Source organism: Streptomyces sp. NPDC001393 (assembly GCF_053597455.1).
Genome location: NZ_JBSFIH010000005.1, coordinates 60,136 through 79,108 on the forward strand (window position 1 = coordinate 60,136; position 18,973 = coordinate 79,108).

Annotated in this window: 20 protein-coding genes; 11 read left to right on the forward strand and 9 right to left on the reverse strand. The window is 68.4% G+C overall.

The features are described from left to right. The first annotated feature begins 60 nt into the window (after window positions 1–60). Window positions 61–1,605, forward strand: a complete 1,545-nt coding sequence (locus tag ACWC2T_RS08495; RefSeq protein ID WP_450669648.1) for a glycosyltransferase family 87 protein — start codon at window positions 61–63, stop codon at window positions 1,603–1,605. A gap of 97 nt (window positions 1,606–1,702) precedes the next feature. Here ACWC2T_RS08495 and ACWC2T_RS08500 read toward each other — a convergent pair whose 3' ends face one another. The 3 genes from ACWC2T_RS08500 to ACWC2T_RS08510 form a co-directional block, all read right to left on the reverse strand. Beyond that, window positions 1,703–2,734: an alanine racemase gene (locus ACWC2T_RS08500; protein ID WP_388764258.1), complete on the reverse strand. Its 1,032-nt coding sequence runs from the start codon at window positions 2,732–2,734 to the stop codon at window positions 1,703–1,705. An 83-nt stretch (window positions 2,735–2,817) separates the two neighbouring features. After that, window positions 2,818–3,939, reverse strand: coding sequence for a peptidoglycan bridge formation glycyltransferase FemX (gene femX / locus ACWC2T_RS08505; RefSeq protein WP_450669649.1), 1,122 nt, complete (start codon window positions 3,937–3,939; stop codon window positions 2,818–2,820). Window positions 3,940–4,042: 103 nt separating this feature from the next. Continuing rightward, window positions 4,043–4,354, reverse strand: a complete 312-nt coding sequence (locus tag ACWC2T_RS08510; protein WP_450669650.1) for a hypothetical protein — start codon at window positions 4,352–4,354, stop codon at window positions 4,043–4,045. A gap of 272 nt (window positions 4,355–4,626) precedes the next feature. Here ACWC2T_RS08510 and rpsF point away from each other — a divergent pair, with 272 nt between their 5' ends. From rpsF to rplI, 4 genes are all read left to right on the forward strand, one after another. Further along, window positions 4,627–4,917, forward strand: a complete 291-nt coding sequence (gene rpsF, locus ACWC2T_RS08515; protein WP_014673750.1) for a 30S ribosomal protein S6 — start codon at window positions 4,627–4,629, stop codon at window positions 4,915–4,917. A 74-nt stretch (window positions 4,918–4,991) separates the two neighbouring features. Further along, window positions 4,992–5,570 carry a single-stranded DNA-binding protein gene (locus ACWC2T_RS08520; protein WP_450669651.1) on the forward strand — a complete coding sequence of 193 codons (579 nt, stop codon included), beginning with the start codon at window positions 4,992–4,994 and terminating at the stop codon, window positions 5,568–5,570. Between the two features lie 58 nt (window positions 5,571–5,628). Next, the gene (rpsR, locus tag ACWC2T_RS08525; protein WP_003949403.1) at window positions 5,629–5,865 is read left to right on the forward strand and encodes a 30S ribosomal protein S18; all 237 of its coding nucleotides are present in this window, start codon (window positions 5,629–5,631) and stop codon (window positions 5,863–5,865) included. 18 nt (window positions 5,866–5,883) lie between these two features. Continuing rightward, window positions 5,884–6,330, forward strand: coding sequence for a 50S ribosomal protein L9 (gene rplI / locus ACWC2T_RS08530; RefSeq protein ID WP_450669652.1), 447 nt, complete (start codon window positions 5,884–5,886; stop codon window positions 6,328–6,330). A gap of 181 nt (window positions 6,331–6,511) precedes the next feature. Here rplI and ACWC2T_RS08535 read toward each other — a convergent pair whose 3' ends face one another. Beyond that, a complete protein-coding gene (locus ACWC2T_RS08535; RefSeq protein ID WP_450669653.1) occupies window positions 6,512–7,849 on the reverse strand; it encodes an MATE family efflux transporter in 1,338 nt (445 codons plus the stop codon). Between the two features lie 482 nt (window positions 7,850–8,331). Here ACWC2T_RS08535 and dnaB point away from each other — a divergent pair, with 482 nt between their 5' ends. Both dnaB and ACWC2T_RS08545 read left to right on the forward strand, forming a co-directional pair. Then, a complete protein-coding gene (dnaB, locus tag ACWC2T_RS08540) occupies window positions 8,332–9,810 on the forward strand; it encodes a replicative DNA helicase (RefSeq protein ID WP_450669654.1) in 1,479 nt (492 codons plus the stop codon). An 82-nt stretch (window positions 9,811–9,892) separates the two neighbouring features. Next, the gene (locus ACWC2T_RS08545) at window positions 9,893–11,278 is read left to right on the forward strand and encodes a serine hydrolase domain-containing protein (protein ID WP_450669655.1); all 1,386 of its coding nucleotides are present in this window, start codon (window positions 9,893–9,895) and stop codon (window positions 11,276–11,278) included. A 69-nt stretch (window positions 11,279–11,347) separates the two neighbouring features. Here the strand turns inward: ACWC2T_RS08545 and ACWC2T_RS08550 are convergent, their stop codons facing one another. Together ACWC2T_RS08550 and ACWC2T_RS08555 are read right to left on the reverse strand one after the other, a co-directional pair. Beyond that, window positions 11,348–11,800, reverse strand: a complete 453-nt coding sequence (locus ACWC2T_RS08550; protein WP_450669656.1) for an N-acetyltransferase family protein — start codon at window positions 11,798–11,800, stop codon at window positions 11,348–11,350. 9 nt (window positions 11,801–11,809) lie between these two features. Then, window positions 11,810–12,268, reverse strand: coding sequence for a MarR family winged helix-turn-helix transcriptional regulator (locus ACWC2T_RS08555; protein ID WP_450669657.1), 459 nt, complete (start codon window positions 12,266–12,268; stop codon window positions 11,810–11,812). A gap of 143 nt (window positions 12,269–12,411) precedes the next feature. Here ACWC2T_RS08555 and ACWC2T_RS08560 point away from each other — a divergent pair, with 143 nt between their 5' ends. Continuing rightward, window positions 12,412–13,620: an MFS transporter gene (locus ACWC2T_RS08560; protein ID WP_450669658.1), complete on the forward strand. Its 1,209-nt coding sequence runs from the start codon at window positions 12,412–12,414 to the stop codon at window positions 13,618–13,620. A gap of 109 nt (window positions 13,621–13,729) precedes the next feature. Continuing rightward, window positions 13,730–14,149 carry a GlcG/HbpS family heme-binding protein gene (locus ACWC2T_RS08565; protein WP_450669659.1) on the forward strand — a complete coding sequence of 140 codons (420 nt, stop codon included), beginning with the start codon at window positions 13,730–13,732 and terminating at the stop codon, window positions 14,147–14,149. A 70-nt stretch (window positions 14,150–14,219) separates the two neighbouring features. Here ACWC2T_RS08565 and ACWC2T_RS08570 read toward each other — a convergent pair whose 3' ends face one another. Next, window positions 14,220–15,086, reverse strand: a complete 867-nt coding sequence (locus ACWC2T_RS08570) for a GNAT family N-acetyltransferase (protein ID WP_450669660.1) — start codon at window positions 15,084–15,086, stop codon at window positions 14,220–14,222. Window positions 15,087–15,237: 151 nt separating this feature from the next. On the opposite strand from ACWC2T_RS08570, the gene ACWC2T_RS08575 reads away from it, so the two are divergent. Together ACWC2T_RS08575 and ACWC2T_RS08580 are read left to right on the forward strand one after the other, a co-directional pair. Continuing rightward, window positions 15,238–15,870, forward strand: a complete 633-nt coding sequence (locus ACWC2T_RS08575; protein ID WP_450669661.1) for an HAD family hydrolase — start codon at window positions 15,238–15,240, stop codon at window positions 15,868–15,870. A 322-nt stretch (window positions 15,871–16,192) separates the two neighbouring features. Beyond that, a complete protein-coding gene (locus ACWC2T_RS08580) occupies window positions 16,193–17,452 on the forward strand; it encodes a globin domain-containing protein (protein WP_450669662.1) in 1,260 nt (419 codons plus the stop codon). A gap of 5 nt (window positions 17,453–17,457) precedes the next feature. Here ACWC2T_RS08580 and ACWC2T_RS08585 read toward each other — a convergent pair whose 3' ends face one another. Beyond that, the gene (locus ACWC2T_RS08585) at window positions 17,458–17,940 is read right to left on the reverse strand and encodes an NUDIX domain-containing protein (protein WP_450669663.1); all 483 of its coding nucleotides are present in this window, start codon (window positions 17,938–17,940) and stop codon (window positions 17,458–17,460) included. An 87-nt stretch (window positions 17,941–18,027) separates the two neighbouring features. Further along, complete coding sequence (locus ACWC2T_RS08590) at window positions 18,028–18,933, reverse strand: LysR family transcriptional regulator (RefSeq protein ID WP_450669664.1); 906 nt, start codon at window positions 18,931–18,933, stop codon at window positions 18,028–18,030. Between the last annotated feature and the right edge of the window lie 40 nt (window positions 18,934–18,973).

The window sequence follows — 18,973 nt, forward strand, 5'->3', positions numbered from 1 at the left end:
CACCCACCAGGTGCGGCGGCCCTCGGTGTTTTCCTAGACAGGTACGGCAGGATGTGGCCCATGCCCAGTGCAGAGATGACGCCCGTGAGCATGCACGAACCCGAGTCCGCGCGGCCCGCCACGGCAGAGGTGGTGCAGCCGACCAGTGAGGACGAGATCGCCCGGGCCGGCAGTGAGCTGATCGGCGGTCCCCTGGGGCGACGCGCCCTGCTCGGGACCTCCTGGTGGACCCCCGTCCGGGTTGTCGCGCTCGTGGCGATCGGCATGTTCGCCCTCGGCCTGGTCCAGAAGGCGCCCTGCTACCACAGCGCCTGGTTCTTCGGCGCGAGCAGTCAGTACACGAAGGCCTGCTACTCGGACATCCCGCACCTCTACCAGGGCCGTGGGTTCGCCGACCACCTCGTGCCGTACTTCGACAGACTTCCGGACGACATGTCCGGCGGCATGGGCTACCTCGAATACCCGGTACTGACCGGCGTGTTCATGGAGGTGGCGTCCTGGCTGACCCCACACAGTGGCACCATCCAGTACCAGGAGCAGTGGTACTGGTTCGTCAACGCCGGGATGCTGCTGGTGTGCGCGGCCGTCATCGCCGTCTGCGTGGCCCGCACGCACCGTCGACGCCCCTGGGACGGCCTGCTGGTCGCCCTGGCGCCCGCCTTCATGCTCACCGCGACCATCAACTGGGACCTGCTGGCGGTGGCGCTCACGGCCGCCGCGATGCTGATGTGGTCCAGGAGCCGTCCCGTTGCCTTCGGCGTCCTCCTGGGCCTTGCCACGGCCGCCAAGCTCTACCCCGTGTTCCTGCTGGGCCCGCTGCTCGTGTTGTGCTGGCGGGCCGGAAAGTGGCGGGAGTACGCCCAGGCCGTGGGCGGCACAGTGATCGCCTGGGTCGTGGTGAACCTGCCGGTGATGGTCTTCGCCTTCCAGGGCTGGTCGAAGTTCTACACGTTCAGCCAGGAACGAGGCGTCGACTTCGGCTCGTTCTGGCTGATCTGGGCGCAGAACTCCAGCAACCCGCCCTCCACGGGCTTTGTGAACGCCGCCGCGATGGTGCTGGTGGTGCTCGCCTTCCTCGGCATCGCCGCGCTCACGTTCACCGCGCCACGCCGACCACGCTTCGCCCAGCTGGCCTTTCTGTTGGTGGCGGCCTTCATCCTCACCAACAAGGTCTACTCCCCGCAGTATGTCCTGTGGCTGGTGCCGCTGGCGGCCCTCGCCCGGCCCAAGTGGCGCGACTTCCTGATCTGGCAGGCCTGCGAGGTGGCGTACTTCCTGGGCATCTGGATGTACCTCGCCTACACCACCAGCGGCGACGCCCACAAGGGGCTGCCGACGCTCGGCTACCACTGGTCGATCGTGCTGCACCTGGTGGGCACGCTCTACCTGTGCGCCGTCGTCGTACGGGACATCCTCCTGCCGGAGCGGGACATGGTGCGCCGATCGGGTGATGACGACCCCTCGGGCGGTGTGCTCGACGGCGCGCGGGACGTCTTCGTGCTCGGCGCGGCAGCTCATCCGCCGCGGCATGCCGCCCACTTCGAAGGACCTCAGGTGGACTGGGGGATGCCGGAGCGGCCGTCCTCCGGGGGCCGTTCGCTGTGAGCGAACGCATCGTCGGAGAGGCATGAAGAAGGCCGTACACGCGGGGAGCGTGTACGGCCTTCTCGCTGTCCTGGGCCGGGCGCTGTCCTGGCCGGGCTCAGCGGTCCACGAGGCGGTCGAACTGCGTGGTGGTGTGCCGCAGATGGGCCACCAGTTCGTCGCCGACCTTCGGTTCCGGGGCGTCCGAGGGGACGAACAGGATCGACACCTGCATGTGCGGCGGCTCGGCGAACCAGCGCTGCTTGCCGCCCCACACGAAGGGAGAAAGGTTCCGGTTGACCGTGGCGAGGCCGGCCCGTGCAACGCCCTTGGCGCGCGGCATGACGCCGTGCAGGGCCTTCGGGGCCTCCAGGCCCACGCCGTGGGACGTGCCGCCCGCCACGACCACCAGATAGCCGTCGGAGGCCGCCTTCTGCTGCCGGTAGCCGAACCGGTCGCCCTTGGCTACACGCGTGACGTCCAGGACGGCACCGCGGTACTCGGTGGCCTCGTGGTCCCCCAGCCACAGCCGCGTGCCGATGCGGGCGCGGAACCGGGTCTGCGGGAACTGCTGCTGGAGCCGGATGAGTTCATCGGCCTTGAGGTGGCTGACGAACATCGTGTGCAGCGGCAGTCGGGCCGCACGCAGCCGGTCCATCCAGCCGATGACCTCCTCGACGGCGTCCGAGCCGTCGGTGCGGTCCAGCGGCAGATGGATGGCGAAACCCTCCAGCCGGACGTTCTCTATGGCCTGGTGCAGCTGGGGCAGGTCCTGCTCGCTGATGCCGTGCCGCTTCATCGAGGACATCACCTCGATGACGACGCGTGCGCCGACGAGGCCGTACACGCCGTCGACCGATGACACCGAGCGCACCACCCGGTCGGGCAGCGGCACGGGCTCCTCGCCGCGCCGGTACGGCGTCAGCACCAGCAGGTCACCGCCGAAGAAGTCCTTGATACGCGCGGCCTCGTAGGTCGTGCCGACGGCGAGCAGGTCCGCGCCCAGTCGCGTGGCCTCCTCCGCCAGCCGTTCGTGCCCGAAGCCGTAGCCGTTGCCCTTGCAGACCGGGACTAGGCCCGGGAACTGCTCGTGCACGTGCTTGTGGTGCGCCCGCCAGCGCGCGGTGTCGACGTAGAGCGTGAGCGCCATGGCCGGACCCGGAACCTTTCTCGTGGCTGCGGTGTGTCAGAGGGGTGAACGCTGTGAAGCCTATGGAATCAAACGCCCGCGGCTCAGCGTCGCGACATGTAGATGTCGAGCGCCTTGTGGAGCAGCTTGTTGAGCGGGAAGTCCCATTCACCGAGGTACTCCGCGGCCTGACCGCCGGTGCCGACCTTGAACTGGATCAGGCCGAAGAGGTGGTCCGTCTCGTCCAGCGAGTCGGAGATGCCGCGCAGGTCGTAGACGGTGCCGCCGAGCGCGTAGGCGTCGCGCAGCATCCGCCACTGCATCGCGTTCGAGGGCCGGACCTCACGGCCGATGTTGTCGGAGGCGCCGTAGGAGTACCAGACGTGCCCGCCGACGATCAGCATCGTCGCCGCGGACAGGTTCACGCCGTTGTGGCGGGCGAAGTACAGCCGCATCCGGTTCGGGTCCTCGGTGTTGAGGGCCGTCCACATGCGCTGGAAGTACGACAGCGGGCGGGGCCGGAAGTGGTCGCGCACAGCGGTGATCTCGTACAGCCGCTGCCACTCGGCCAGGTCCTGGTAACCGCCCTGTACGACCTCGACGCCGGCCTTCTCGGCCTTCTTGATGTTGCGCCGCCACAGCTGGTTGAAGTTCTTGTGGACCTCTTCCAGGGAACGGTTCGCTAGCGGAACCTGGAAGACGTAGCGGGGCTGCACGTCACCGAAGCCGGCACCGCCGTCCTCGCCCTGCTGCCAGCCCATACGGCGCAGCTTGTCCGCCACCTCGAAGGCGCGCGGCTCGATGAAGTCGGCCTCCAGGTCACGCAGACGCTTGACGTCCTGGTCCTGGATGCCCTTCTTGATGGTCTCCGCGTTCCAGCGCCGGATGATCACCGGCGGGCCCATCTTCACGGAGAAGGCACCCTGCTGCTTCAGGTGCGCCAGCATCGGCTGGATCCAGTCGTCCAGGTTCGGCGCGAACCAGTTGATGACCGGGCCCTCGGGGAGATAGGCGAGGTAGCGCTTGATCTTGGGCAGCTGGCGGTAGAGGACCAGGCCCACGCCGACCAGCTCGCCGGTGCGCTCGTCGAACCAGCCGAGGTTCTCCGAACGCCACTCCGCCTTCACATCGGCCCAGGCCGGGACCTGCATGTGGCTCGCCGCCGGCAGGCTCTGGATGTAGGCCAGATGTTGCTCGCGGCTGATGGTCCTCAGGGTCAGGCTCATGTCGGGGCGCTCCTCGGGCTGGTGTGTCCCCATGGGTACAGGGGCTCCGGCTCTCGCGCCGAAGCCTACTGCGCCGTGCGAGCGCCCCGACCGGGCGTACGGCTTAGAAGAGGCCGCCGAACAGTCCGCCGTTCGCCATGCTGATGAGGAAGCCGACTCCCGAGGCGCCCATACCCACCACGAGCCCGAAGCGCTCCCGCGTGGTCACCGAGATCCACTGTCCGTAGATGCCGATGACAAGGCCCACCAGCCCCGTCCAGGAGGACAGCAGGTGCAGGCCGTGGAAGAAGGACGTGATGAAGGAGATGACGCCGAGGACGAGCGTGACCCCCATCAGGGCGTCCTGGAGCGGACGGCGCTTGCCGTCCGTGGCGAAGAGCGAACCGGCGACGTTGGGATGCAATGCCTGTGCCATGAGCACCTCCTGCGGAAGGCGGCGCACAGTAGCGCCGTACACACCCGACGTGTACAGGGTGACGGCCCTCACGGGCGGATTTCAACCGGAAGCGGGTGTGCGGGTAGTCTGTACCGTCTGCACTGGTGTCTGCCCATGCCTGCCCAGGTAACACTGCGGGATCCCTCAGAGGCCCCCGATTGTCAGTGGCGGCCGATACCGTTGCGTACGCATCACAACCCTCCTGCCACGGAACGACCGTGGCCGCTGAGTCCAAAGGAGGTGGGTTCCACATGCGTCACTACGAGGTGATGGTCATCCTCGACCCCGATCTCGAGGAGCGTGCGGTCTCCCCGCTGATCGAGAACTTCCTGTCCGTCGTCCGTGACGGTGGCGGCAAGGTTGAGAAGGTCGACACCTGGGGCCGTCGTCGTCTCGCCTACGAGATCAAGAAGAAGCCCGAGGGCATCTACTCGGTCATCGACCTGCAGGCCGAGCCTGCGGTCGTCAAGGAGCTCGACCGCCAGATGAACCTGAACGAGTCGGTCCTCCGGACCAAGGTCCTCCGCCCCGAGACCCACTGAGCCCTTCCGCTCAGCTGATCTCGGGATTCGAGTAGCAAGCAAGCAGCCAGAGCAAACCCGCCGAGAGGTTCCCCATGGCAGGCGAGACCGTCATCACGGTCATCGGCAATCTTGTCGACGACCCCGAGCTGCGCTTCACCCCGTCCGGTGCGGCGGTCGCGAAGTTCCGCGTCGCGTCCACTCCCCGCACCTTCGACCGCCAGACGAACGAGTGGAAGGACGGCGAGAGCCTCTTCCTGACCTGCTCGGTCTGGCGTCAGGCGGCGGAGAACGTCGCCGAGTCGCTCCAGCGAGGCATGCGCGTCATCGTGCAGGGCCGGCTGAAGCAGCGGTCCTACGAGGACCGTGAGGGCGTCAAGCGCACGGTCTACGAGCTGGACGTCGAGGAAGTCGGCCCCAGCCTGCGCAACGCCACGGCCAAGGTCACCAAGACCGCCGGTGGCGCTCGCGGTGGCCAGGGCGGTTACGGCGGCGGTGGTGCCCAGCAGGGCGGCGGCTGGGGCTCAGGCCCCGGTGGCGGCCAGCAGGGCGGCGGCGCTCCGGCCGACGACCCGTGGGCGACCGGCGCTCCCGCCGGTGGCAACCAGGGTGGCGGCGGCTGGGGCGGTGGCTCCGGCGGCGGTGGCGGCTACTCGGACGAGCCCCCCTTCTAGGTCCTCGGACCAAGGGCGGGCCGTACCCCAAACTTCTTGATCACACAGGAGAAACACCATGGCGAAGCCGCCTGTGCGCAAGCCGAAGAAGAAGGTCTGCGCTTTCTGCAAGGACAAGGTCACGTACGTGGACTACAAGGACACGAACATGCTGCGGAAGTTCATTTCCGACCGCGGCAAGATCCGTGCCCGCCGCGTGACCGGCAACTGCACGCAGCACCAGCGTGACGTCGCCACGGCCGTGAAGAACAGCCGTGAGATGGCGCTGCTGCCCTACACGTCCACCGCGCGCTAAGGGAAGGGTGACCGACTCATGAAGATCATCCTCACCCACGAGGTCTCCGGCCTCGGCGCCGCTGGCGACGTCGTCGACGTCAAGGACGGCTACGCTCGCAACTACCTGATCCCGCGGAAGTTCGCTATCCGCTGGACCAAGGGTGGCGAGAAGGACGTCGAGCAGATCCGCCGCGCCCGCAAGATCCACGAGATCCAGACCATCGAGCAGGCCAACGCTGTCAAGGCCCAGCTCGAGGGCGTGAAGGTCCGTCTGGCCGTTCGCTCCGGCGACGCCGGCCGTCTTTTCGGTTCCGTCACCCCGGCCGACATCGCCTCGGCGATCAAGGCCGCCGGTGGTCCCGAGGTCGACAAGCGCCGCATCGAGCTCGTTGCGCCGATCAAGACCCTGGGCGCCCACGAGACGTCCGTGCGTCTGCACCCCGAGGTTGCCGCCAAGGTCAACATCGAGGTTGTCGCGGCGTAACGCTGCGCTCGGCTTGAGCAGCTGAGAGAGGGGCCGTCCCTTGCGGGGCGGCCCCTCTTCGTGTGCGGTGCCGGAATGCTCTGCGCGTAGGGTGCGGCATGTTTCACGTGAAACCGGGACGGTGTGACCCTGCCGATCCCTTCCGTGGGTGGTACTCGTGCAGTGGGGGTGCCCATACCGTTCAGCGGGTGGCGCCCGTGACGATCCAGCGACCCGAGCGCGTGCGCAGCCACAGGGTCAGCATGCGGATGGTCATCATCAGCGTCATCGCAGCCCACAACGCGGTGAGACCGCCGCCGAGGGTGGGGACGAGCAGGGCGACCGGAGCGAACACCGCGAGGGTGACGACCATGGCACCGGCCAGGTACGGCCCGTCGCCGGCGCCCACGAGGACTCCGTCCAGCACGAAGACGATCCCGCAGACGGGTTGCGAGAGCGCCACCATCAGCAGTGCGGGCAGCGCCGCGTCCTTGACCACCGGGTCGTTGGTGAACAGTGGCAGGAACAGCGGACGGGCGGCCACCACGAGCAGACCGAGGAGCACACCGGTCGAGACGCCCCACTGGACCATGCGACGGCAGGCCTCATGCGCTCCTTGGGCGTGGTTCGCACCGAGGTAGCGTCCGATGATGGCCTGTCCCGCGATCGCTATGGCGTCGAGAGCGAAGGCCAGCAGACTCCACAGGGACAGGATGATCTGGTGGGCAGCGATGTCGGCGTCGCCCAGATGCGCCGCGACCGCCGTCGCGATCATCAGGATCGCCCGCAGGGACAGCGTGCGGACCAGGAGTGGAACGCCTGCCTGCGCCGAGGCTCGGATTCCGGCGGCGTCCGGGCGTAGTGAAGCTCCGTGCCGACGCGCTCCCCGTACGACCACGGTCAGATAGACGGCCGCCATGCCGCACTGGGCGATGACCGTGCCCCAGGCCGAACCGGCGATGCCGAGCCCGGCGCCGTAGACGAGTCCCGCATTGAGGGCGCCGTTGGTGACGAAGCCCGCGACGGCGACATGGAGCGGGGTTCTGGTGTTCTGCAGTCCGCGGAGCACTCCGGTCGCGGCGAGGACGATCAGCATGGCCGGGATGCCCAGCGAGGAGATGCGCAGATACGTCGTGGCGTAGGGGGCCGCAGTCGTGGAGGCACCGAAGAGATCCACGATGCCGGGGGCCAGCGGAAGGACGACGGCGATGACGGCGATGCCGAGCAGCAGTGCCAGCCAGATGCCGTCCATGCCTTGGCGGATTGCGGCTTGCAGATCGCCGGCGCCGACGCGCCGGGCCACGGCCGCGGTGGTGGCGTAGGCGAGAAAGACGAAGACGCTCACCGCGGTGGTGAGCAAGGCTGAGGCGACACCGAGACCGGCGAGTTGGGCGGTTCCGAGATGCCCCACGATGGCACTGTCCGCCATGACGAAGAGCGGCTCGGCGACGAGTGCGCCGAAGGCGGGGACGGCCAGCGCGACGATCTCCTTGTCGTGCCGTCGTCGGATGGCCTGGGGCATCGCTGGAGCCTGTGTCATGAGCACTAATCTAATCGTCCACAGGTAAGTGATGCAATGTGTGACTGCCCCTTACCTCCCCTCTGGCGGTGTGTCCTTTCGCGCACCGTTCGAAGCGAACTTGGCCCGACCAGGGAAGTTTTTCTTCTGCACAGCCGGTGGACGGTAAAGGTGCAGGTCAACACGATCTTGTGAGCGGTGGCGAGGGCTTGTTCACAGGGCTGTCCACCGGGTCGTGCACAGGTTTCGGCGAGTTCTCCACAGCATCGGGGCCGTCGTCCACATGGCCTGTGGATAACCAGATTGGCTGACGGTGCCGACGGGCCTACCGTTGTCCGGCGCCCACTCCTTTTCCTCGGCCCCGAAAGCATCCCTTCCTCGGCCGGGGAATCGGCACAAAGCCGACGCGTCGGAACCGGAGTTGGGCCTCTCATTTGTCAGTGTCGTGCCGTACAACAGAGGACACGGCGAGGTCCGCCGTGCGGACGGGAGGAGGTGGCTCGGTGAGCATTTCCGAGCCCTTGGACGACCCGTGGGCCGATGCCGGACCCAGTGATCGTCTGCCGGCCTCCCGTCGATCCGGTGGCGGCGGCCGGGGCCGTGACGAACAGCACGACCGGGGCCGGGAAAACGCTTCCTGGGACGAGGGGGGAACCTCCTTCGAGCGGGTGCCGCCGCAGGACCTGGACGCCGAACAGTCGGTGCTGGGCGGCATGCTGCTGTCCAAGGACGCCATCGCCGACGTCGTGGAGATCCTCAAGGGCCACGACTTCTACAAGCCCGCGCACGAGACGATCTACCAGGCGATCCTGGACGTCTACGCCAAGGGCGAGCCGGCCGACCCGATCACCATCGCCGCCGAACTCACCAAGCGCGGCGAGATCAACAAGGTGGGCGGGGCCGCGTATCTGCACAGTCTCGTCCAGACCGTGCCGACGGCGGCCAACGCCGAGTACTACGCGGAGATCGTCCATGAGCGGGCGGTGCTGCGCCGCTTGGTCGAAGCGGGCACGCGCATCACGCAGATGGGATACGCGGCCGACGGCGATGTGGACGAGATTGTCAACCGCGCCCAGGCCGAGATCTACGCCGTCACCGAGCAGCGCACCAGTGAGGACTATCTGCCGCTCGGCGACATCATGGAGGGCGCTCTCGACGAGATCGAGGCGATCGGCTCGCGCAGCGGTGAGATGACCGGTGTGCCCACCGGCTTCACCGACTTCGACTCGCTGACGAACGGTCTGCACCCGGGCCAGATGATCGTCATCGCCGCCCGACCCGCGATGGGTAAGTCGACGCTCGCACTGGACTTCGCACGGGCCGCGTCGATCAAGCACAACCTGCCGAGCGTCATCTTCTCCCTCGAGATGGGCCGCAACGAGATCGCGATGCGTCTGCTGTCCGCCGAGGCCCGGGTCGCCCTGCACCACATGCGGTCCGGCACGATGACCGACGAGGACTGGACCCGGCTCGCCCGCCGCATGCCGGACGTCACGAACGCGCCGCTCTACATCGACGACTCCCCCAATCTGTCGATGATGGAGATCCGCGCCAAGTGCAGGCGCCTGAAGCAGCGCAACGACCTGAAGCTGGTCGTCATCGACTACCTCCAGCTGATGCAGTCCGGCGGCTCCAAGCGCGCCGAGAGCCGTCAGCAGGAGGTCTCGGACATGTCCCGGAACCTCAAGCTGCTCGCCAAGGAGCTGGAGATCCCGGTCATCGCGCTCTCCCAGCTCAACCGTGGCCCCGAGCAGCGCACGGACAAGAAGCCGATGGTCTCCGACCTGCGTGAGTCGGGCTCCATCGAGCAGGACGCCGACATGGTCATCCTGCTGCACCGCGAGGACGCCTACGAGAAGGAGTCCCCCCGCGCGGGCGAGGCCGATCTGATCGTGGCCAAGCACCGTAACGGCCCCACGGCCACCATCACGGTTGCCTTCCAGGGGCACTACTCCCGCTTCGTGGACATGGCTCAGACCTGATCCGGAAGCCGGCCCGGGCAGGACGGCTTCCGCTCGGCCAAATGAACTCGACGTCTGCCGTCTCAGCGGATGAACTGGGCGCATGACGTCATCTCAGGAAGAGCTGCTCCCCGGAACGCGCCGTGCCCTGCTGCACCGGATCGCCGTCGCCCAGGCCGAAGGGCGGGCGCCGTCGCTGGTCGCGACCGTGGTGCGCGGCGGACAGGCCGTGTGGCACGGGGCGCGGACCTCGGTGGACGGGCACGGGCCGGACGAGAACGTGCAGTACAGAATCGGGTCCATCACCAAGACCTTCACCGCCGTCCTGGTGATGCGGCTGCGCGACGAGGGCCTGCTCGACCTCGGTGACCCACTGGAGAAGCACTTGCCCGGCACCGGCGCGGGCGAGGCGACGATCGCCGAACTGCTTGCGCACACCGCGGGGTTGGCGGCAGAGTCGCCCGGGCCCTGGTGGGAACGGACGCCGGGCACCCTGCGCCCGGAACTGAGCGATGTACTCGGCGAGCAGCCCCTTCTGCACCCCGTCGGCCGACGGCATCACTACTCCAACCCCGGCTACACCGTGCTCGGTGCGCTGGTGGAGGAACTGCGAGGCGCTCCCTGGGAGGAGGCACTGCGCAGCGAGATCCTCGAGCCGCTCGGACTGCACCGTACAAGCACGCAGCCGCAGGCTCCGCATGCCGGCGGGTGGGCCGTGCATCCGTGGGCGGACGCGATGCTGCCGGAGCCGCTGGAGGACTTGGGCAGGATGGCACCGGCCGGCCAGCTCTGGTCGACCACGGGGGACCTGGCGCGGTTCGCCACGTTTCTGGCGGCGGGTGACGACCGGGTCCTGAGCGTGGAGTCGGTGCGGGAGATGCGCACGCCCGCGGCGCCCGCCGAGGGGGCGGACCTGCTGGACGGGGCCACGTACGGACTCGGTCTGCAGATCCAGCGCCGTGACGGCCGGCTCCTGGTCGGCCACTCGGGTTCGCTGCCGGGATTCCTGGCGAACCTCACTCTCAGCGTGGAGGACGACGTGGCCGCGGTGGTGCTCGCCAACTGCACCAGTGGGCCCCTGCTGGGAGCGGTGGGCGCCGACCTGGTGCGGATCGTCGCCGAGGCGGAACCGCGGATCCCGGAGCCCTGGCGGCCACTGAGCGAGGTCGATCCGGCGGTCCTGGAACTGGCGGGGCAGTGGTACTGGGGGACCAGTGCCTTCGCTCTTCGGGTGACCGCCAACGGCCTTCTCGCGCTCGGTCCGCTGGCCGGCAGCGGCCGGCGCTCCCGCCTCCGCTCCAACGGTGACGGCACCTGGACGGGTCTCGAGGGCTATTTCGCCGGAGAGTTGCTGCGGCCGGTGCGGCGCACGGACGGATCCCTGAGCCATCTCGACCTCGGCTCGTTCGTGTTCACGCGGCAGCCGTACGACCCTGAGGCGCCGGTCCCGGGTGGCGTGGACCTGGAGGGCTGGCGGGGTATCGGCTAGCCCTCCACGGCGCAGGGGTGTGTTTCACGTGAAACACACCCCTGTGGTGTCTCTGGTCCGGCGCCGCTGTCACAGCAGCAGCTTGAAGCCCTCGTGTGTGGCGTTGAACCCGAGACGTTCGTAGAAGCGGTGGGCGTCGGTGCGCGTCTTGTCGGACGTCAGCTGCACCATCCGGCACTCCAGCCGGCGGGCGGTGTCGATCGCCCACTGGATCAGCAGACTGCCCAACCCACTGCCTCGTTCAGCCGCGTGGATACGGACGGCCTCGATGAGTGCGCGGGTCGCTCCCTTGTGGGAGAGCCCCGGAACGAGCGTGAGCTGGAGCGTCCCGATCACGCGGCCTTCGCGGACGGCGACGACGAGGTGCTGGTTCGGGTCGGCCTCCAGGCGTCCCAGCGCGACCCGGTACGGGGTCATGTCGTCCGGGGACTCGCGCTGGGCGCCGAGCGGATCGTCGGCGAGCATCGCGACGATCGCCGGAAGGTCGTCGGCGGTCGCAGGCCTTATGTCAAGATCTCCCATGCATGCACCCTATGCCGGTGCGTTCAACGACTCCACGACCCGTACCAGTGGGGCCAGTTCGGTGTTCCTGGAGGCCTCGTCCAAGGCTTCGCGCAGGGCAGCGTCATTGGTAGGGCGCGCCTCCTCCAGTAGTCGCAGGCCCGCCTCGGTGACGTTGGTGTAGATGCCGCGCCGGTCGGTGGGGCACAGGTAGCGCTCGAGCAGGCCGCGGTCCTCCAGCCGGGTCACCAGGCGTGTGGTGGCGCTCTGACTGAGGACGACCGCGTCGGCGACCTGCTTCATCTGCAGATGACCCCCTTCGCCGTCGTGCTGGCGGCTCAGCACATCGAGTAGTGAGTACTCGCGCACGCTCAGATCGTGTTTCGCCTGCAGGGCGCGCTCGATGTGCGCCTCGATCCTTCCATGCAGGGCAGAGAGGGCGCACCAGCCCTGGGCGAGGGCAGTGAGCGCGGGATCCGTCGCTGTCATTGGCGTTGTTCCTCCGTCCCGGAGCGGCTGCATCCAGGGTAGGGCAAGCCTGCAATAGTGCGCGGTTGCACTTAGCCCGCGTCTGCAACTATTGTTGGCGCGCGTACAGCGCATATGCAATCGTCTGGAAGGTGTACCCCTCCATGCCTCTCGCGCTCCTGGCCCTCGCGATCGGGGCCTTCGGAATAGGAACGACCGAATTCGTGATCATGGGCTTGCTGCCCGAGGTCGCGGGCGACTTCGGGGTCTCCATCCCCACGGCGGGCCTGCTCGTGACGGGCTACGCGCTCGGTGTGGTCGTCGGCGCGCCGCTGATGACCGTGCTCGGAACCAAGGTCTCGCGCAAGCGCATGCTGATGCTGCTGATGGGCCTCTTCATCGCCGGAAACCTGCTCTCCGCGGTCGCCCCCACCTTCGCGATCATGCTGATCGGACGCGTGGTCGCCTCGCTCGCGCACGGTGCCTTCTTCGGTATCGGCTCCGTGGTGGCGGCCGAGCTGGTGGCGCCCCACAAGAAGGCCGGCGCCATCGCCATGATGTTCACCGGCCTGACCGTCGCCAATGTCGTCGGCGTCCCGCTGGGCACGCTCATCGGCCAGCACATCGGCTGGCGTGTCACCTTCGGCATCGTCGCGGCCCTCGGGCTCGTCGGCCTCGTCGGTATCGCCAAGCTGGTGCCCGAGATGCCGAGGCCCGAGGGTGTGCACCTGCGGCACGAACTGGCCGCCTTCAAGAACGCCCAGGTCCTGCTGGCCATGGCGATGACTGTCCTCGGCTTCGGCGGCGTCTTCGCGGCCATCACCTACATCGCGCCGATGATGACCCACATCGCGGGTTTCGCCGACGGCTCGGTGACCTGGCTGCTGGTCCTGTTCGGCCTCGGCATGGTCGGCGGCAACCTCATCGGCGGCAGGTTCGCCGACCGCGCCCTGATGCCCATGCTGTACGTGTCACTGGGTGCCCTGGCCCTTGTCCTGGCGTTCTTCACGCTCACCGCGCACAACAAGATCGCGGCAGCCGTGACCATCGCCTTGATCGGCGCTCTGGGCTTCGCGACCGTGCCGCCGCTGCAGAAGCGCGTGCTCGATCAGGCGCACGGTGCCCCGACGCTGGCGTCGGCCGTGAACATCGGCGCCTTCAACCTGGGTAACGCGTTGTCCGCCTGGCTCGGCGGCATCGTGATCGCGGCCGGCTTCGGTTACACGGCCCCCAACTGGGTCGGCGCCGCCCTCGCCGTGGCCGCCCTGGTCCTCGCCGTCCTGTCGGCGGCGCTGGAGCGCCGCGACGGCGCCCGCGGCACCGTGGTCGCCACCGGGGCGCCCGCCGGCCGGCAGACGCCGGTCCACCACTGAGTCCTTCGCGTCACAGGGCATCACCCCACATCCCGAAGACCTCTGTGCGGGGCCCACACCCTTGGCACGGCAAGCACCCCCTCTCAGCAACACCCGAGGAGAGAACCTCATGAGCACCACCGTCGTCGCCCCGCTGTCCATCGAGGACGCCGAACTGCTCGTCGATGCGGCCCGCCGCGCGGCCGAGGAGGCCGGGGTCACCGTCAGCATCACCGTCTTGGACGCGGGTGGCCACCTGCTCGCCTTCCGCCGGGACGACCGGGCCGTCCTGATCTCCGGCGAGACCAGCACCCGCAAGGCGTATACGGCACTCCAGCTCAACACCTCCACGGCCGACCTGGTCGACGCCGTGCAGCCGGGCGGCCCCTTCCACACGCTGCCCACGGCCCTCGACCGGCCCCTGCTGTTCATCGCGGGCGGAGTGCCCGTCCACCGGGACGGACGCCCGGTCGGTGCGATCGGCGTCGGCGGGGGTTCGCCGGAGCAGGACCACGGCTTCGCCACCGCGGCGGTGCGGGCGCTGGCCTGAGCCGCGACCGCAGGGACAACGCCGGTCTCGCCGCACGACGTGGCAGGACCGGCGTTCGTCGTACGACGGCTCAGCCCGCGGCCACGGTCAGCGGTGCGAACCGACGGGTCCAGTCCCCCGGAAGATCAGTGATGCCGTACGTCATCACGGTGTTGAAGGCCACGGAGGCGAGCCCACGCGCCTTCGCCCATGTCAGCAGCTCCTCGTGGCGCACATCGATGTCCGTGCGCAGGGGACGGTCCGTGTGGGCCGCCAGCGAGCTGATCAGGGCCTTGGCGGTCTTGGTGTCCTGGGCCACCAGGGGACCGACGACATGGGTGTCCATGTTGGGCCACGCCGCCGCGTAGCCGACGATCCGGCCTTCCGACTCGGCCACCCGCAATTGGTCGGCGAAGGCGGGCAGGCGGGTGATCAGGGGAGTGCGGTCGGCGCCGAACACCTCCTCGTCGAGACGCAGGATCGCGGGCAGATCCTCCGCGGCGGCGGCACGGGTGAACACGCCGGATTCCATCCGGCCGGGAGTGAAGCGGCCCCTCAGCATCTCCGCCTGGCCCGTCACCTTGAAGCCCAGTTCCTCGTACAGGGGACGGCCGTTGGGCGTGGCGTGAAGGGTGAGTGGAGTGGTCCCCATGGTCGACACGACATGGCGCATCAAGCGGCGCCCGACGCCCTGGCGGGCATGGCGTCCGGCTACCAGGACCATGCCGACGGCGCCGAGATCCGGGCGGCCCCACGGGCCGTACTCCGTGACGACGCATGCGGCGGCGAGACCACCCTGAGGGTCGTCGATACCTAGGCCCTTCCCGGCGGTGAGGAGGAATCCCCACTTGTGTTCCTCGCGTGGCCACCCCCGGTCCTCGGACAAGTCGGCGCAGGCGGTGAGGTCGCGGAGCGTCAGACGGCGGATGGGCAGAGCGGCGAGGGAAGGAGTCGGCACGCAGGTCAGGCTGTCCGACCGGCGCCTTCGACGTCCACCCGTTTCCCTGCGGACACACGTGCTTTTGGTCATGTCGTGGCCTTATGCACACCCTGTGGACAGCAGGAAGTGTTTCACGTGAAACATGGGCAGCCGGTTAGCCTCGGGGGCCATGGCGAGACTTCATCTCTTCGATCTTGACGGCACATTGCTGCACGGCAGTACGGCTCCCATGGAGATTTCCCGCCAGTTGGGCCTCGAAGAGGAGACCGCAGCGCTGGACCGGGCCATAGCTGAGGGGCGGATCGGTCCGCCGGAGTACGCGGCGCAGGTGTACGAGCTGTGGTCCGATCTGACCGAGGCGCACGTCATCGCCGCATTCGAGGGGGCTCCCTGGCTGGCCCGCATCCGTGAGGTCTGGGCGGAGATCAGAGGTGCGGGCGACTACTGCGCGGTGGTGTCGCTCTCGCCCTCCTTCTTCGTGGAACGCCTTCTCGACTGGGGCGCTCATGCGGCGCATGGATCTCGCTTCCCGGCCGTTCCGTTCACCGAGCCCGTGGACCCGTCCGGCGTGCTCAGTGCGGCGGCCAAGGTGACCATCGCGGACCGGCTCTGCAAGGAGTTCGGTGTCGCGCGAGCGGACTGTGTGGCCTACGGCGACTCGCTGTCGGACAAGGATCTGTTTGCTGTCCTACCGGTTTCCGTGGCGGTCAATGCGGACGCCCACCTGGCAGGACTCGCGACGCACTCCTACACAGGGCGGGATCTGTGGGATGCCTATGAATTGATTCGTCCTGCCCGGTAGTTGTCGGACCTGGTGGTTCGCACCTTTGCCCGATGCGTGAGGAAGGAAGGGGGGACTTGTGTGCGCGGCGACGGCCGGTAGGGTCGGGTTCGGTTCACGTCCGGGATGGAGTCCACATGTCCCGTGCGGGCCGAGAGCAGGGCAAGCAGCCTAACGGGACGGAGAGCGCGAGACCCGCGTTTTCCGGGTATACGACCGCGGCATCCGATCGGGATGCAACGCTGCGGGGCGCTACGTCAGGCCGCCCGCCGGGGGAAAGCATGCACCTTCTCCGGGAGAAGGTGCGCAGACCGACCGCAAGACGTTCGAGGCGAGGCACACCATGGACGCTCCGACCACCACGTCGGGGGAGAACGGCATGTCGGGCGAGACCGGCTGGTTCACGCCGAGCACGGCACCATCGGCTCCGCCGCCCGACAGCCCGGAGCGTGTGCCGCCCCAACGGTCGGCGCCGGCCGTCCAGGAGGGGTCCGCGGACGCCGTCCTCATACGTCGCACGATGGCCGAGGTAGGCCCGATCGCCGACAAGGTCACCTCCTACTTCTACGCCCTGCTTTTCGTTCGCCATCCCGAGCTGCGGGCGCTGTTCCCGGCCGCGATGGACATGCAGCGGGAGCGCCTGCTGAAGGCGTTGCTCACCGCGGCCGAGCACCTGGACAACACCGCGGTCCTCGTCGACTATCTGGAGAACCTGGGCCGTGGACACCGCAAGTACGGGACCCGGCCCGAGCACTATCCAGCCGTCGGGGAGTGCCTGATCGGCGCATTGAGCAAGTACGCCGCCACCGTCTGGAGCCCGGAGACGGAGGCGGCCTGGGTGCGGGCGTACACGACGATCTCCCAGGTCATGATCGATGCCGCGGCGGCGGACGAACTGCGCTCTCCGGCCTGGTGGCAGGCCGAGATCGTCACCCACGACCTCAGAACCCCGGACATCGCGATCCTCACCGTTCGCCCCGACCAGCCCTATCCGTTCCTCGCAGGCCAGTACACGAGCGTGGAGACGCCCTGGTGGCCACGGGTATGGCGGCACTACTCGTTCGCTTCCGCACCCCGTTCGGACGGCCTGCTGACGTTCCATGTGAAGGCCGTACCGGCCGGCTGGGTCTCCAACGCGCTGGTGCACCGCGCCCGGCCCGGAGATGTCATACGCCTCGGGCCGCCGGCCGGCTCCATGACCGTCGACCACACGACCGACAGCGGATTGCTCTGTCTGGGCGGCGGCACCGGCATAGCGCCCATCAAGGCCCTGGTGGAGGACGTCGCCGAGCACGGAGCGCGTCGGTCTGTCGAGGTGTTCTACGGCGCCCGCACCGACCACGACCTCTACGACATCGACACCATGCTTCGGCTCCAGCAGAGCCACCCCTGGCTGGCAGTCCGGGCGGTCATCGACCAGCGGGCCCACATCCGGCTCCCCGATGCCCTGCGCGACTACGGCCCCTGGAACGAGTACGACGCCTATCTCTCGGGCCCGCCCGGAATGATCCGCAGCGGCATCGACGCGCTCCGGGACATCGGCGTCCCGTCGAGCCGCATACGTCATGACTCGGTGGAGGAACTGCTCGTCGTCGGGAATTGAGCACGCTAACCGAGGTCGGGAGCGTGCATGGCGCGCACTCCCTCGATGTTGCCGTCCAGATAGTGGCGCAGCGACAGCGGGACCAGGTGGACGGAGGCGATGCCGACCCGAGTGAAGGGGACGCGGACGATCTCGTACTCGCCGGCCGGCTCGTCCACTTCGGGGCCATGCCGCCGGGTCGGGTCCATGGACTCCAGTCGGCAGACGAAGAAGTGCTGCACCTTCACGCCGGTGGCGCCGCCGTCCTCGCCGATGTGCTCGACGGTGTCCACGAAGCACGGCACCACATCGGTGATCTTGGCGCCGAGTTCCTCGGACACCTCCCGGTGCAGAGCATCCACGACGGTCGGATCCCCGGGCTCGACCCCGCCACCGGGAGTGACCCAGTAGGGATCGACACCCGGCTTGGTGCGCTTGATCAGGATCAGGTCGTCACCATCGAGAAGGACGGCACGGGCGGTGCGCTTGACCACGGGTCGGACGGTCATGGGAGAAATGTGGCCCGGCTGGTTCCACGTGAAACATCGCAAAAAGTCACCTTGTGATCGCGTTCCGTAGACGGGGTGCCGGAGGTCTCAGCACCAGGCCGTGGCCGCCCGCTGAAGCCACTCGTGGGCCCGCGCGATGTGGGGCATGGCGAGGGTGCCGGTGCGCACCACCAGGAAGTACGTGCGCAGCGGCGGCACGGCCGGATCGTGCAGCATCGCGATCGTGCCGTCGCCGAGGGCGGAGGCACACAGATAACGAGGCAGCACCGCGAGTCCGGCACCCGCGATCGCGCAGGCGAGTACCGCACGCAGATCCGGCACGATGACCGTGCCCGAGGTGGCCGGGCGGGAGTCGAAGACGGAGGCCCAGTAGCGCGAGACGAAGGGCAACGACTCATGAACCTCGACGACAGGAAGATCCTCCAGCGCGGGCGCTCCCTTCAGGCGCAGCGCCTCCGCTCCGATCCGCTCCACCCAGCGCGGGGCGGCGACCAGTACGTGTTCCTCGTCGCAGAGCGGAGTCGCGGTCAGCAGAGCGCCGCGCGGACGGGCTGTGCTGATGGCCAGATCATGATGACCGGAGGCCAGCCCCTCCAGCGTTTCCTCCGCCGTGCCGAAGGAGGCGCGGAGTGCGAATCCCTGGCCGTCGTCGCCGGTCAGCTCGGTCAGGGCGGGCAGGGCACGTTCGGCGGTGAACTCGGGCGGGCCGGCGAGGTGCAGGGTTCTGAGTGAGGACTCGTCGTCCAGGCCGCTCTCGGCTATCTCCACCAGGGCGTCGAGATGAGGAGCGGCCTTGTGCGCGAGTTCGTCGCCGATGGTCGTCGGGGTCACCCCGCGCGCCTGGCGAAGGAAGAGAGGCTTGCCCAGCTGTCGTTCCAGCGTGCGGATCTGCGAGGTGACGGCGGGCTGGGAGAGGCCGAGCAGAGCGGCGGCGCGGGTGAAGGAACCAGCCCGGTGCACGGTGACGAAGGTGCGCAGCAAGGCCAGGTCCATGGCGTGCCCTCCCCTATCCCTGCCCTCCTCCGGCCCCCTA

What these genes read in the sequence shown, in the direction of transcription:
- ACWC2T_RS08495 (WP_450669648.1), top strand. Translation starts at nt 61, where the DNA reads ATGCCCAGTGCAGAGATGACGCCCGTGAGCATGCACGAACCCGAGTCC.
- ACWC2T_RS08500 (WP_388764258.1), bottom strand. Translation starts at nt 2,734, where the DNA reads ATGGCGCTCACGCTCTACGTCGACACCGCGCGCTGGCGGGCGCACCAC.
- femX (WP_450669649.1), bottom strand. Translation starts at nt 3,939, where the DNA reads ATGAGCCTGACCCTGAGGACCATCAGCCGCGAGCAACATCTGGCCTAC.
- ACWC2T_RS08510 (WP_450669650.1), bottom strand. Translation starts at nt 4,354, where the DNA reads ATGGCACAGGCATTGCATCCCAACGTCGCCGGTTCGCTCTTCGCCACG.
- rpsF (WP_014673750.1), top strand. Translation starts at nt 4,627, where the DNA reads ATGCGTCACTACGAGGTGATGGTCATCCTCGACCCCGATCTCGAGGAG.
- ACWC2T_RS08520 (WP_450669651.1), top strand. Translation starts at nt 4,992, where the DNA reads ATGGCAGGCGAGACCGTCATCACGGTCATCGGCAATCTTGTCGACGAC.
- rpsR (WP_003949403.1), top strand. Translation starts at nt 5,629, where the DNA reads ATGGCGAAGCCGCCTGTGCGCAAGCCGAAGAAGAAGGTCTGCGCTTTC.
- rplI (WP_450669652.1), top strand. Translation starts at nt 5,884, where the DNA reads ATGAAGATCATCCTCACCCACGAGGTCTCCGGCCTCGGCGCCGCTGGC.
- ACWC2T_RS08535 (WP_450669653.1), bottom strand. Translation starts at nt 7,849, where the DNA reads ATGACACAGGCTCCAGCGATGCCCCAGGCCATCCGACGACGGCACGAC.
- ACWC2T_RS08545 (WP_450669655.1), top strand. Translation starts at nt 9,893, where the DNA reads ATGACGTCATCTCAGGAAGAGCTGCTCCCCGGAACGCGCCGTGCCCTG.
- ACWC2T_RS08550 (WP_450669656.1), bottom strand. Translation starts at nt 11,800, where the DNA reads ATGGGAGATCTTGACATAAGGCCTGCGACCGCCGACGACCTTCCGGCG.
- ACWC2T_RS08555 (WP_450669657.1), bottom strand. Translation starts at nt 12,268, where the DNA reads ATGACAGCGACGGATCCCGCGCTCACTGCCCTCGCCCAGGGCTGGTGC.
- ACWC2T_RS08560 (WP_450669658.1), top strand. Translation starts at nt 12,412, where the DNA reads ATGCCTCTCGCGCTCCTGGCCCTCGCGATCGGGGCCTTCGGAATAGGA.
- ACWC2T_RS08565 (WP_450669659.1), top strand. Translation starts at nt 13,730, where the DNA reads ATGAGCACCACCGTCGTCGCCCCGCTGTCCATCGAGGACGCCGAACTG.
- ACWC2T_RS08575 (WP_450669661.1), top strand. Translation starts at nt 15,238, where the DNA reads ATGGCGAGACTTCATCTCTTCGATCTTGACGGCACATTGCTGCACGGC.
- ACWC2T_RS08580 (WP_450669662.1), top strand. Translation starts at nt 16,193, where the DNA reads ATGGACGCTCCGACCACCACGTCGGGGGAGAACGGCATGTCGGGCGAG.
- ACWC2T_RS08585 (WP_450669663.1), bottom strand. Translation starts at nt 17,940, where the DNA reads ATGACCGTCCGACCCGTGGTCAAGCGCACCGCCCGTGCCGTCCTTCTC.
- ACWC2T_RS08590 (WP_450669664.1), bottom strand. Translation starts at nt 18,933, where the DNA reads ATGGACCTGGCCTTGCTGCGCACCTTCGTCACCGTGCACCGGGCTGGT.